The organism is Imperialibacter sp. EC-SDR9, from assembly GCF_902498805.1.
GTDB lineage: Bacteria > Bacteroidota > Bacteroidia > Cytophagales > Cyclobacteriaceae > Imperialibacter.
In genome coordinates this window covers 1-12,571 of the sequence record NZ_LR701597.1, presented here as the reverse complement: position 1 = coordinate 12,571, position 12,571 = coordinate 1, and the positions used below count along the sequence as shown (strand labels likewise).

Annotated in this window: 12 protein-coding genes; 2 read left to right on the top strand and 10 right to left on the bottom strand. The window is 47.0% G+C overall.

What is annotated here, in order from left to right; translation table 11 throughout:
- Positions 1 to 51 precede the first annotated feature (51 nt).
- The gene (locus GC130_RS19975; RefSeq protein WP_226940558.1) at positions 52 to 1,323 is read left to right on the top strand and encodes a vanadium-dependent haloperoxidase; all 1,272 of its coding nucleotides are present in this window, start codon (positions 52 to 54) and stop codon (positions 1,321 to 1,323) included.
- Positions 1,324 to 1,397: 74 nt separating this feature from the next.
- On the opposite strand, the gene GC130_RS19970 is transcribed toward GC130_RS19975, so the two are convergent.
- The 10 genes from GC130_RS19970 to GC130_RS19930 all read right to left on the bottom strand — a co-directional run bounded on the left by GC130_RS19970 (position 1,398) and on the right by GC130_RS19930 (position 11,846).
- On the bottom strand, positions 1,398 to 3,083 hold the full coding sequence (locus tag GC130_RS19970) for a sodium:solute symporter (RefSeq protein ID WP_152000120.1): 1,686 nt from the start codon (positions 3,081 to 3,083) through the stop codon (positions 1,398 to 1,400).
- 15 nt (positions 3,084 to 3,098) lie between these two features.
- Entirely contained in the window at positions 3,099 to 3,245 is a 147-nt protein-coding gene (locus GC130_RS28665) for a hypothetical protein (protein WP_193217927.1), read from the bottom strand.
- A gap of 12 nt (positions 3,246 to 3,257) precedes the next feature.
- A complete protein-coding gene (locus GC130_RS19965) occupies positions 3,258 to 5,756 on the bottom strand; it encodes a PIG-L family deacetylase (RefSeq protein WP_226940557.1) in 2,499 nt (832 codons plus the stop codon).
- A 176-nt stretch (positions 5,757 to 5,932) separates the two neighbouring features.
- The gene (locus tag GC130_RS19960) at positions 5,933 to 6,571 is read right to left on the bottom strand and encodes a peroxiredoxin (protein WP_152000119.1); all 639 of its coding nucleotides are present in this window, start codon (positions 6,569 to 6,571) and stop codon (positions 5,933 to 5,935) included.
- Positions 6,572 to 6,667: 96 nt separating this feature from the next.
- Positions 6,668 to 7,186: a hypothetical protein gene (locus GC130_RS19955; RefSeq protein WP_152000118.1), complete on the bottom strand. Its 519-nt coding sequence runs from the start codon at positions 7,184 to 7,186 to the stop codon at positions 6,668 to 6,670.
- Positions 7,187 to 7,490: 304 nt separating this feature from the next.
- The gene (locus tag GC130_RS19950; protein WP_152000117.1) at positions 7,491 to 8,105 is read right to left on the bottom strand and encodes an SGNH/GDSL hydrolase family protein; all 615 of its coding nucleotides are present in this window, start codon (positions 8,103 to 8,105) and stop codon (positions 7,491 to 7,493) included.
- A gap of 88 nt (positions 8,106 to 8,193) precedes the next feature.
- The gene (locus GC130_RS19945) at positions 8,194 to 8,550 is read right to left on the bottom strand and encodes an MmcQ/YjbR family DNA-binding protein (protein ID WP_152000116.1); all 357 of its coding nucleotides are present in this window, start codon (positions 8,548 to 8,550) and stop codon (positions 8,194 to 8,196) included.
- Entirely contained in the window at positions 8,550 to 8,750 is a 201-nt protein-coding gene (locus tag GC130_RS19940; RefSeq protein WP_152000115.1) for a DUF6728 family protein, read from the bottom strand. Before GC130_RS19940 ends, GC130_RS19945 begins: the two co-directional genes overlap by 1 nt.
- A gap of 5 nt (positions 8,751 to 8,755) precedes the next feature.
- Positions 8,756 to 10,750 carry a (E)-4-hydroxy-3-methylbut-2-enyl-diphosphate synthase gene (gene ispG, locus GC130_RS19935; protein ID WP_152000114.1) on the bottom strand — a complete coding sequence of 665 codons (1,995 nt, stop codon included), beginning with the start codon at positions 10,748 to 10,750 and terminating at the stop codon, positions 8,756 to 8,758.
- A gap of 388 nt (positions 10,751 to 11,138) precedes the next feature.
- On the bottom strand, positions 11,139 to 11,846 hold the full coding sequence (locus tag GC130_RS19930; RefSeq protein WP_152000113.1) for an SDR family oxidoreductase: 708 nt from the start codon (positions 11,844 to 11,846) through the stop codon (positions 11,139 to 11,141).
- Positions 11,847 to 12,023: 177 nt separating this feature from the next.
- Between GC130_RS19930 and GC130_RS19925 the strand changes: the two genes are divergently transcribed.
- Positions 12,024 to 12,571, top strand: a 548-nt coding sequence (locus GC130_RS19925) for an ABC transporter permease (RefSeq protein WP_193217923.1), incomplete at its 3' end; no start/stop codon positions are given.

The window sequence follows — 12,571 nt, the reverse complement described above, 5'->3', positions numbered from 1 at the left end:
GGTCTAACCCTAAATGGCTGTAATACATCAAAGGGCGAATACAAGGAGGTATTGAAAGATCCCCAACTCTACCATGCGTCGGTCAAAAAACTTACTGACATAATCGTTCACGATATTTTTTCCCCGCCGGTTGCCAGCCGAATTTATGTGTATCCAAATATTGCTGCCTACGAGGTGCTTGTCAACCAATATCCTGACTATCAGTCGCTGGCTGGCCAACTAAACGGCCTGGGCGAAGCTCCGAAGCCAGACCCTGCCAAAGAAATGGATCTGCACCTGGCTTCTATACATGCTTTTCTTACCGTTGGCAAAGCGCTGATATTCTCTGAGGATAAAATGGACGTTTTCAGAAACAAGCTTTACAACAAAATACAGGAAACCGATATTCCCTCAGATGTTTTTGACAACTCCATTGAGTATGGCGAAGCAATGGCCAAGCACGTCATGGATTGGGTGGCGCTGGACAACTACAAACAGTCTCGGTCTTTTCCCAAATACACCGTGATGGATAATCCAGACTACTGGAAACCAACGCCGCCAGACTACATGGAGGGTATCGAGCCTCATTGGATGAAAATCAGAACTCTGGTGCTTGACTCATGTAATCAATTTGTACCGAAACCACCTACCCCTTACGACATGGCAAAGACCAGTCAGTTCTATAAGGAGCTGATGGAGGTCTACGAAACAGGTGTTAATCTCACCGAGGAGCAAACTGATATTGCCAAGTTCTGGGACTGTAACCCCTACGTTTCTCACCACAAGGGCCATGCTATGTTTGCCACTAAGAAAATAACTCCTGGCGGACACTGGGTCGGCATTACGGCGATTGCCACCAAGCAAGCCAACTCCAACTTCATGCAAACGAGCGAGGCGTATACCATGGTAACCATTGGGCTCTTTGATGGCTTCATTGCCTGCTGGGATGAAAAATGGCGGAGCATCCTGATCCGACCGGAAACCGTTATCAATCAATTTGTGGATGAAGACTGGGTGCCTTTGCTACAGACCCCACCATTCCCCGAATACACCAGTGGCCACAGCGTTATTTCAAACGCAGCAGCCTCAGTGCTGACTGACCTCTACGGTGAAAATTTTAGTTATCAGGATACCACCGAAATGGAATACGGCCTGGAGCCAAGAAGTTTCGCTTCGTTCTTTGGCGCTAGTGAGGAGGCTGCTATCAGCCGTTTATACGGAGGCATTCACTACATGCCAGCCATCACAGAGGGCATTACCCAGGGCAGGCAAGTGGGTAGTTGGGTGCTCGACAACGTGAAGACAAGAAAAGGCTCGCTATCGGAAGCTAAAAAAGAAGACTAGCCAATAATTCTCAGCGGTTTGAAAAGCCCGTCAATCGATAAATCAATCGATTGACGGGCTTTTTATTGATGCGATCAGTCCTTCTTAATAGCTGTATTGATGACAAAGGCCAGAGCGATCACACCAACACAGCCGATGACATTGTACCACAAATATGCAATGTCGGTGGTTTTAAAGAGCACTATAACGACAAGCTGAGAAATGACGGCTGCCCAAAAAACGGCTGGCCCCTTGATGACCTTGATGAAGAATGCAACCAGGAATATGCCAAGGATGCTCCCGTAGAATATAGAGCCAAGGATGTTCACAGCTTCAATGAGGTTCTCCACCAAATTGGCAAAAAGGGCAAAGCCAATGGCCACCAGTCCCCAGAAGGCGGTGAAAAACTTCGATGCATGGACAAAATGTTTTTCGGCTCCATCCTTTTTCACCAGCCTCATATAGAAATCAACGGTGGTGGTGGAAGCAAGCGCATTGAGTTCCGAAGCTGTCGACGACATTGCTGCAGAAAATATAACAGCAAGTAGAAGCCCAATAACGCCCACAGGAAGATATTCGAGAATAAACGACAGAAAGATATAATCGGAGTCTTTTGTTTCCGTCGAAGCATCTACCGACGTAAGCAGGTTCTTTACCTCTTGCCTGGTCTTCTCCGTTTCTGCCTGATATTGAATAACTAAAGCTTCATTACTTTTTATTGCGGTTTCATTGTTTGCAATCCTTGCGGTCTGCAGGTCAGTGATCGCCTCTAGCTTTTGATCAAATACCTCCCTGTGTTTGGCCTCCAGCGCCAGATATTCATCAGCCTTTGCCGACCCTTCGATCATTTCTACATTCGACACCTTAAAATGAACCGGAGGCAAATTATACTGGTAAAACACAAACACCATTACTCCCACAAAAAGGATAAAGAACTGCATGGGAATTTTCAGGATGGCATTGAACATCAGACCCATCCGGCTTTCTGCCACATTTTTGCCCGATAAGTAGCGGGATACCTGCGATTGGTCAGTGCCAAAATAAGACATCTGCAAAAACAAGCCTCCCGTGATTCCCGTCCAGAAGGTGTATCTAACCTCACTGTCAAAAGAGAAGTTCACCACCTCCAGCTTGCCTAGACTACCGGCGAGACTTAAGGCGTCACTGAAGCTAACATGCTCAGTGATGAGATAGATGAGTATGCCAAAGGCGACAAACATGCCGATCATGATCACAGCCATTTGCTGTTTTTGTGTGATGCTTACTGCCTTACTTCCACCACTCACAGTGTATATGACCACGAGTCCTCCAACCAGCATAATGGTATAGGAAAGATCCCAGTGGAGCACTGTGGAGATGATAATAGCCGGCGCATAGATGGTAATACCCGCAGCCAGCCCTCTTTGCAATAGAAAAAGAAAGGCTCCGAGGAGTCTCGTTTTAAGATCAAACCTCTTTTCTAAAAATTCATAAGCAGTGAATACCTTAAGCTTATAGTAGATGGGAATGAATACTGCCGAAACGATGATGAGGGCGAGAGGGAGTCCAAAGTAGTTTTGAACGAACCCCATACCACTTTCGTAAGCCTGGCCGGGTGTTGAAATAAAGGTGATGGCTGAGGCTTGCGTGGCCATCACGGAAAGCCCTATGGTTCCCCATTTAAAACTTTTGTCTCCAAGTAAATAGCCGTCAATATTGGTGTGGCTCTTATATTTCAGCGTGCCGTACCCTACTATGAACGCAAGGGTACTTAATAATACAATCAGGTCAATGTTGCTCATGCGTAGGAATTAGGGTCAGGATTGATAGCTAACAGTGAACCAGTAAAACAGCCCTATCAGTACCACAAAAAATGCCATTACAAAAAGGTAAATGGCCTTCCATGAGCCCAAAAAGGGTGCGTCATCCATTTCATCCTCCCGAAGTTCTCTTTTTTCAATCACGGTAGTTGTAGATTATTTTTTTCCTAATGAAATCAAGTTGGTAAAGAGGCGATAGGCACCCGGAACTCCTGCCGGGAGCTCCCTAAACCATGAATAGCCTGTGTATACGTAGTAGCCTTTGCCATATTGTGCCACAAGCAGCCCACCGGAAAGGGGGTCTTCTCCGGGGTCGTTGCTGCTCAAAACTGGCTTAAAGTGATCGTCCCACTCCGATGCGAAGTAGAGACCACGTTCCTGCACCCAGCCCTCAAAGTCTTTTTCTGTGATCTTGTTGGGATAGCTGAGCACCTCACTTTTTTCATCCAAAAATCTAACCGGGGCTTCCTCCACCGTCACCCTGTCCCGGCCAATCTTAATCGGATAGGGGGCAATTTTATCAGTCACCATTCCACCGGAAGTCAGGTATTGGACAATCACCGTTCCACCATTCTCTGTGTATTTGAATAGCTTCTCATTTTCATACTTGAGCTTATCCATCGTATTAAAGGCCCTTACTCCCAATATGATGGCATCATACTTTTGTAAATCCTTCGATGCTACTTCTTCTACCGTAAGCTCATCAACAGTGTACCCTATCTGCCTCAAGCTTGCCGGAATCTCATCGCCGGGGCCCATCAAATAGCCTACAAGCTGCCCCTTCTTTTCAAGATCAATTCTCACCACCTGCGCCGATGATTCGGGGAAGAGCGTTTGTACAGGTATATGTGCATAGTTAATTTCAATCAGGCCCTTGCTGTAAGTTTTACCTCCAACTGTAGCAACAGCCGTCACTGTGCCGGCTCCCTGCTTTTTCGGGGGCGTTACCGAAAATTCAAAAACCTGACTTGCTCCTTTCACTGCCAGGCTAAATGGCTGGCTGGCTGGTTTTGATTCCCATCCTTTTGGTAAACTTAGGGCCACAGCCCCATCTATATTTGCCTTGCCAGACTTCACGGTGACTTGTACTGTTCTTGGCTCACTGTCGGCAAACACATAAACCTTTTCATTGATGTCAGCAAATACAGGGGGTGTCACCACAAAAGGCCTGTAAACCTCACCATCCACCCTGTCGTTTCGTTTAAAGATCAAAGGCATTTCCAAGTCCAGCTCCAGCCCGTCAACAGCCACCACATAGTTGACCATTACAGCAGGCGGGTTTTCCGGAAGTCCTCTCAATAGTTGGTCATCCACAGCATACATTCCTATAGTACCTTCTTTTTGCAACCAATAAGGCTGCGAATAGGCCGTCCCAGCAGGAATAACGAAGCTCTTCTCAAGTTGAAATCCCTGGTTGTTTTCCAATTTCTGATCCAGCGATATACGGTCATTCAAGGCATTGACAACAAGCGCCCTGAGCACGAGCGTGGCAGGAGACCGATTGATTACCTCAAAATTCACTTTTACAGAGTCGCCAGGAGTAACTGCGTATTCGTTTGCTTTTGCCTCCAGGAAAAGGCCTGTAATGCCTTTGATTAGCGTTTTTATTTCTTCCTGTTTCACCTCTCTCCAATACACATCACTTATGCTATTCAACGCCTGATAAGCCTGCATCAAGTCAGGAAGTATAAGTGTGGGGTTTTCAGGATCAAAGTTGATAAATGCATTTTCGGTATGGAACGCCACTTTATCACCACCTTTTACCCGCCTCCATGTGGTTTCCACACCCTCCATCACATCCTCTTTGGCCGCCTCTCCTCCAAGATGCTGAAGGTATTCAACGTTTGTTCCTCTTGAACCAGTGGCACCAAATCCCTGGCTCTTATGCATACTCCTGCTTTCAGCAGATAGTTCTGTATACGACTTCCCCAGCAAGGTGCTGTAGGCCCCAACATCCACCCCAATCCAATCCTTCGAATCGTAGTCTCCAGGGTTGGTATAAAACCATCGGGAAGTGTTCCATAGGATGCGTTTTGGCTGCCAGGTAGTTACGTATTTTAGTTGTTCAGGAAATCGCTTTGGGTCAGCGGCGGCTTTAAAAGCCTCGACTGCCAGAATAGCTGACGCAGTATGATGGCCATGGCTCTGTCCATCGGGTGGAAACCTGGTGATCAAAACGTCGGGGCGAAATTTCCTGATGTTCCAGATCATGTCTGAAAGCACTTTCTCCCTGTCCCAAATTTGAAATGTCTCCTCCGGGTTTTTTGAGTACCCAAAATCATTGGCTCGTGAAAAAAACTGCTGGCCACCATCTGTCCTTCTCGCCGCAAGCAGCTCCTGAGTTCTTATCAACCCAAGCAGCTCCCTGATCTCCGGGCCGATTAAGTTCTGTCCTCCATCGCCTCGTGTGCAAGCCATATAAGCAGTCTGATACAATCTCTCATTGGCCATATAGGCGATCATCTGCGTGTTCTCGTCATCAGGATGTGCTGCGATATACATCACTGACCCAAGCACATTGAGTTTCTTTAGCATTTGCTTTAGCTCAGCACCATTGTATCGTGCTGGTTTTTGTGCTTGTAAAGAAACGGAGAGTAATGTGGCAACAAAGAATAAAACAATAGGTTGGGTAAAGAACCTCTTTTTCAAACGCATAGACAGGTGGTTTAACTTGCAACTTAAACGCCTCAAAGTTAGGAAGGTTTGGAAAATTAATCGGGTGGTGAAATAGCCGGAGTAGTGGCAGAACTTTCAGGTTGGTCACAAAAAGAAAGACCACAGGGTGAGTACCTCCGTGGTCTTTCTAACGAGGTGAAATTAACCCCTTCTACCTACAAATTAGGCTGGGGAGTAAGCCTCAGGTACGGCTTTACCTTCTTATATCCTTTGGGGAACTTCTTGTCTGCATCTTCATCGCTGATAGCCGGTGCGATCACCACTTCCTGGCCATTTTCCCAGTTAGCCGGAGTGGCTACCGAATAGTTAGCTGTTAACTGCAGGCTGTCGATCACTCTCAATAGCTCGTTGAAGTTTCTGCCGGTAGAGGCCGGATAAGTAATCATCAGCTTCACCTTCTTATCGGGGCCAATAATAAACACAGACCTTACTGTAAGCTTCTCGTTCGCATTGGGGTGAATCATGTCGTACAACTCAGCCACTTTCCTGTCGCCGTCAGCGATAATGGGAAAGTTCACATTCGTATTTTGAGTCTCGTTGATATCCTTGATCCAGCTATTGTGGCTATCCAGTGGGTCAACACTGAGCGCCACCACTTTCACATTCCGCTTTTCAAATTCGCCTTTGAGCTTGGCTGTTGTTCCCAGTTCGGTAGTACAAACCGGCGTAAAATCGGCAGGGTGTGAGAACAATATACCCCAGCCATTGCCCAGCCATTCGTGAAAGCTGATAGGCCCTTCTGTCGTTTCTGCTTTGAAATCCGGCGCTATATCGCCAAGTCTTAGTGTTGCCATAATTGATGTTTATTAATCTACTTAATTGATAGAATAATGGTAAAGTACTTCACCAGAACTTTACAACACCAGGCAATGAAAAAGAGTTTGGGGAAATTAAAATCCTGTGCCAGTGGTATCGGCTGCGTCCAGAGGTAGCTCAGGCTCCAAAGCTTCGTCCTTTGGCTTTTTGTTCCTTTTTCGGAAAAGCCCTTTCTTTTCTACAGGAGATTCATAGCCCAGGGAATCCAGTTGCGGGGTAGCTGCGCCATCAGTCTGAAGAGAATCTTCTGCCGCTGGCACCTCCTTGGGAGCCACGAACACCTCGCCAAACAGCTTGTTGTAGAATATTTGCTCTTCGTTAAACTGGTCTTTCGGGTCGTAGTTTCTGATATACTTCTTCGGTGCAGGCTTTGTTGGAGGCGCTGTCGCAGGCTTGTCTACACCTGATGAGTCGGTTGACGCAGGTGCCAGTGAATCTGCAGCGGCCATTTCATCCTGGTACAAATCTTCATCGAACGTAACCGAATCAGCAGAAATAGGAACGAACTGGTTCTCCATTTTCACCGTCTTCAGGTTATAATTCTTAACGAGATAGGGATCACGGGTGATAATACCATTCTTATTCTTCTTCACCCAGGGCCCATATTTAGGCATAGAATCAGGCCCAAATGGAGAGAACGCAAGCATCCGCAAGGAGTCGTCAAGGATAAAGGTACTTTGAAAAGCAGGGCAAATTTGATTGCTTTTACAGGAGATCAGTCCGGCAATTGTTATAACTACAATTAAAAAATAAAGGCCAGAGCGATATCTCATTAAATGCCGATGGGTTGATAGTCAGTCAGACTGAAAATTGTATTATAAAAAGCTAGCCGGCGATATTTGGTTTACTAGTAAACGCCAAATATAAAAATATTATTGGAGGCGAAAAAGGTTCTTTCTATTTGATCATCTCTTCAACTATGGGGAAGATTTCGGATACCCATTGAGTATACATCTTTCCTGAAGGATGCAAACCATCGCTTGCCACCAATTCAGGGTCGTTGGCTGCTTCTTTCGACCCCGGAGTGATGTTCACAAATGCCACGCCAAACTTTTTGGAAATAGCCTCAGCTGCTTTATTAAAGGCATCTATCTCCTTCCCTATCTTTTCCGGGTTTCGGTCAGCAGCGAAAGGAGTGACTCCATAATCCGGAATACTAACAACGAACACCTTTTCGGCCTTTCCTCCTGCGAAGTGGATTGCTTGTACCAAAAGCGCTTCAAATTGTGTCTTGTATTCATCGAGCGAGCGACCTCTGTATTGGTTATTCACGCCAATCAGCAGCGACACAAGGTCATATGGGGGCGTCGGGGAGGCATTTTCAATACCTTTTTGCAGCTCATCGGTAGTCCAGCCTGTTGTGGCGATAATTTCCGGAGGTGCCACGGAGACACCACTTTGGCTCAGTGCTACAGCCAGCTGAACAGGCCACCTCTCGCTCTCAGCAACGCTTTCACCTATGGTGTAGGAATCACCAAGCGCCAAAAACTTCAAATTGCCGACCTGATCCATACTTTCAGTATTTTGTTTATTTTCCTCGTTGCACCCCAAAAGTGCTATATACGAAAGTAGGAAAATGGCTAGAAAAGTGTATTTCGATTTACTCATAGTTGGCAAGCTCCTCCTTCAATTTCTTTGGCAGGCTGTCAACAATCAACGTATAGGAGTGATCGATCAATTCGTACAAGAGTTTGTCTCCTACCGACCCATCGGTGTCCACGGTGTTCCAGTGCTGCTTATTCATATGGTAGCCGGGCTTAATTCCTTCGTAACTTTCTCTTAGCTGAATGGCCCTGTCGGGATCGCATTTGAGATTGATACTTCTGAAAAGTTCCACATCGGCGAGGGCAAACATCTTGCCCATTACTTTAAACACGAGCGTATTGCTATCAAAAGGAAAGCCCTCGGTGACGCCCGGTTTGCGAATACAATAGTCTCTGTACTCTTCTATATTCATTACATCAAGCGGCGAATGGTCCAGATAATTAGCGCCATCAAAAACAAAAGGATCGAAATTTTGTTGATCCCATGCATCATCCTTAGGTTGAAGTTTGGCTTGTTATTGGGATCCTTTTTACGGAAGTAGTATTTAAACACTTCGCTAAAGTCGAAGTAGTTGGTGCTTTCTTTCTTTTCCTGATTCTCTGAATTTGCCATACTGGTTATGCCTCCACTTTTTCGGGTTCCGTCCATCTACCGTCTTCCCTGATGATTTCTATTAATTCGTCAACTGCCTTTGCTGAGGCGACTGACCTTTTCACTACCTCCTTGCCTTTATACAGGGTGATTTTACCTTTACCTGAGCCCACATAGCCATAATCGGCATCGGCCATTTCACCCGGGCCATTGACAATGCAGCCCATGATACCAATCTTCACGCCTTTTAAGTGATCGGTGCGCTTGCGAATCATGGCGGTGGTTTCCTGTAGGTCAAACAGCGTTCTGCCACAAGAAGGGCATGAAATGTATTCCGTCTTCGACATTCTGGTGCGAGCCGCCTGCAAAATGCCGAATGAGGTGTCGTTGTACAACTTAATCTGCGGCTTGACAGCGTCGTTCCCTTCCAACATTTGATTGGCCCAACCCAACATAATGCCGTCGCCGTAGCCATCGATAAGCAGCCCACCCACATCGGTGGAGGCAAATAGCATCAGCTTGTCGTTAGAAATGGGCTCAAAATCTCTCCTGATGATGACTGGCAGCTTCACTGCTGCGTCTTCCAGCACAAAGAACATCCGACGCAGAGCCGGGTAGGCATGTGCATTATTTGTCTTGATAATGAGTACAATGTCCTTTCTAGCGGCCAGCGTTTTCCAGTCGATATCAAGAGCTTCCTCATCCGAGACCTGAACAAAATTGAGCTCTGGGTGTAATTTGGCAATGTTTAAATCGCTGATATCAATCAGCGGATAAGTGTTTTTCTGATCGGTATGATTGACCCAAACGGCGTAGTCCATGATCTCTCTCAGGCCATTGGGCAACATAAACGGCACTGGCGTACTTCCTGAATAGACATAGTCAGTGCCGTAGTCGTTCATTCTCCATTTGTCGGGCTCGGGTAGGTAGAAATGACCTGCTACCTTTAAGTCAGGATACTCCGGGTTTTGCAGTCTGCTGATGTCCGTAATTACCCTTGGCACGTTGTCGCCGCCAATATTGGAGACTTCCTGAGAATGGCGTTTCGTGTATTCAAAGGGGCTGTAAGGCGGATTTTCAACCGGAACAATGGTCTTGTGCCCAGCCCGGTGATCATATCTTTCAACCAAAGCGCTCGCCACTGGCAGCTCCAGCTCCGGCTCTTCGGTTAACGAAACCCTGACTGTATCACCCAAACCGTCCTCCAGCAATGTGCCGATGCCCACAGCCGATTTGATTCTACCATCCTCGGCCTCACCAGCCTCAGTCACACCCAAATGTAGCGGATAGGGCTTGAATCCCTCGTCGTCCAGCATCTTCACCAAAAGGCGGTAGGCTTGCACCATCACCTGTGTATTGCTCGACTTCATGGACAGCACAATGTTGTAGTAGTTCAGCTCTTCAGCAATCCGCAGAAACTCCAGGGCCGACTCCACCATGCCGAGCGGCGTGTCGCCATAGCGGCTCATGATGCGATCGGAAAGTGAACCATGATTGGTGCCAATGCGCATGGCAGTGCCATACTCCTTGCAGATCTTTACCAGCGGAATAAACTTCTCCCTGATGCGTTCTAATTCCTGCTGGTAGGCATCATCAGTGTACTCAAAAACCTCAAATTTCTTTTTATCGGCATAGTTGCCTGGATTCACCCTCACCTTTTCCACGATTCTTGCGGCAAGCTCAGCTGCATTGGGGGTAAAGTGAATATCAGCTACCAACGGTGTGTTATACCCTCTTTTGACTAGCTCTTTTTTGATGGCCTCCAGGTTCTGAGCTTCCTTCACGCTGGGAGCCGTGATGCGGACGTATTCACATCCTGCCTCAATCATTCTGATAGACTGCTCAACCGACCCCATTGTATCCATGGTATCGATAGTAGTCATCGACTGCACCCTGATCGGGTGATGGGCGCCCATGGGGGTATCTCCAATGGTTACCTCAATGGTTTTCCGTCTCGAATAAGAAGTGAGACTGTTGCAGAAGTTGATTTTAGACAGAAGGGCTGCGTCCGCAGTGTGCATAAACTAATGGTATAATAGATTCCGCAAAGTTAACTAATAAAGTGTTTAAGTGTTTGGAAGTGGACGAGGAAAGAGTGGCCCGGGAGGTTTGAAGACGGAAGACCGGAGTCGGGAGAGGCGTCGGTACAGCTAGCGGCCAGTAGCGTCGGGGCTGTCAGACGCCGGGGAGTGCTTGAAGGAGAGCAGGAAGGGTTTGAAGGAAGTTCGAAGACGGGAGACTGAAGCAAGGCGTCGGTACGGCTAGCGGGCTTAAGCGATGGGGCTGTCAGACGCCCTGTGTGCGTGTGGAGATTGGGAAAGAGCGCTCCGAAAAACAACCGGTGTCTGACGGCTCTTGCATTGTGGCTAGGTGCCGTGCCGACACCTATAACCCCATCCTGAAAAAGCCTTAAATATCTCCCAGCTGAGGTCTTATCAAAATATCCTCCACCACGGATCTGGGTGACAGACTATACGCTGCCCAAACCATAGTAGCTACGTCTTCTAACGGAATAAAACGTTCTTCAGGTATGTTGGCTTTTTCCCAGCTGGCGGTGAAAGTCGCTCCGGGCAGCACTGAGCTCACCCTGATCCCAAAAGGCTTCATTTCTTCCCGCAGCACCTTGCTCATGCCGTACATGGCAAACTTACTGATGGCATAACTGCCCCCATTGGCATAAGCAACAATGCTGGCAATCGAACAAATATTGAAGATATGGCCTTTGCCAGCCTCTTTCATTCCGGGAATAATTCCTCTCGAAAGATGATAGGCACTGTACAAATTGGTATCAATCATTGTTTCCAATGCGCCCTCCTCTTCAGTATGCACCTGCCCGGGGATAAACACACCCGTGTTGTTGACGAGCACGTCTACTGGCCTGCCTGTTTTTTTAACAAATTGTAGAAAGGCATCAACTTCAGCTCTTTTGCTTAGGTCTGCTTTAAAAGTGTGCACTACAGCTTTAGGCGCCATCTCGCCTACCGCCGTTTTCAACGACGCAAGCTGGTCTTCTGACCTTGCACAGGTGACTACATCAAACCCATGCTGAACAAACGCCTCAACAATACCCCTGCCTATGCCTTTCGTACCCCCGGTGACAACAATTAATTTATTCATTTTACTATCGTTTAACCTGACTTTCAAGCAACTAAGTGCCAGATTCTATTTAAAATTGTGGAATTGCGCTACCCGAAGGGTAACCAATATCCCCGAAAGTTAGTTTAATCTTCTTTTTTCCTGTCCGAAACTTTCTTTAACGGTGGGGATGTTTTTTCTTGGAACAAATTTGAGCAAATGGAAAGCATAGGCAAATTCATGATCTTTTTGGGGCAGCAGTTTACCCGCATGGAGTCGTTTAAGACTTACGCCAAGAGGGTTGTGGATGAGGCCATTCTGATCGGCTATAACTCCCTTCCCCTATTTGCTATTATTGCCACTTTTATGGGGGCTGTTACCACCCTGCAAACAGCCTACAACCTGGTGAGTCCGCTTGTTCCCCTTTACATTGTATCAATGGTAGTGCGTGACATGACTCTCCTCGAACTGGCCCCTACCATCATGGCCATTGTATTTGCCGGGAAAGTTGGTTCCAATATTGCCGGTGAGCTGGGCACTATGAGGATCACGGAACAAATTGACGCCCTTGAAGTGATGGGCATCAACGCCACCTCCTATCTGGTGTTGCCAAAAATTATTGCCTCTATCCTCACCTACCCAGGGCAAACGCATTTAAAGATTGAGGACTTTTTCTCTGAACACTGGATCAAATCCTGCTTTAAACCTTCTCTGTCTCTTAGACTTTTTGTGAGGTGTTCTTTCAATAAGAGCCAGTGCCACTTTAG

Coding starts and splice junctions, on each gene's coding strand:
- GC130_RS19970 (WP_152000120.1), bottom strand. CDS start 3,083: ATGAGCAACATTGACCTGATTGTATTATTAAGTACCCTTGCGTTCATA.
- GC130_RS19965 (WP_226940557.1), bottom strand. CDS start 5,756: ATGCGTTTGAAAAAGAGGTTCTTTACCCAACCTATTGTTTTATTCTTT.
- GC130_RS19960 (WP_152000119.1), bottom strand. CDS start 6,571: ATGGCAACACTAAGACTTGGCGATATAGCGCCGGATTTCAAAGCAGAA.
- GC130_RS19950 (WP_152000117.1), bottom strand. CDS start 8,105: ATGGATCAGGTCGGCAATTTGAAGTTTTTGGCGCTTGGTGATTCCTAC.
- GC130_RS19945 (WP_152000116.1), bottom strand. CDS start 8,550: ATGAATATAGAAGAGTACAGAGACTATTGTATTCGCAAACCGGGCGTC.
- GC130_RS19940 (WP_152000115.1), bottom strand. CDS start 8,750: ATGGCAAATTCAGAGAATCAGGAAAAGAAAGAAAGCACCAACTACTTC.
- ispG (WP_152000114.1), bottom strand. CDS start 10,750: ATGCACACTGCGGACGCAGCCCTTCTGTCTAAAATCAACTTCTGCAAC.
- GC130_RS19930 (WP_152000113.1), bottom strand. CDS start 11,846: ATGAATAAATTAATTGTTGTCACCGGGGGTACGAAAGGCATAGGCAGG.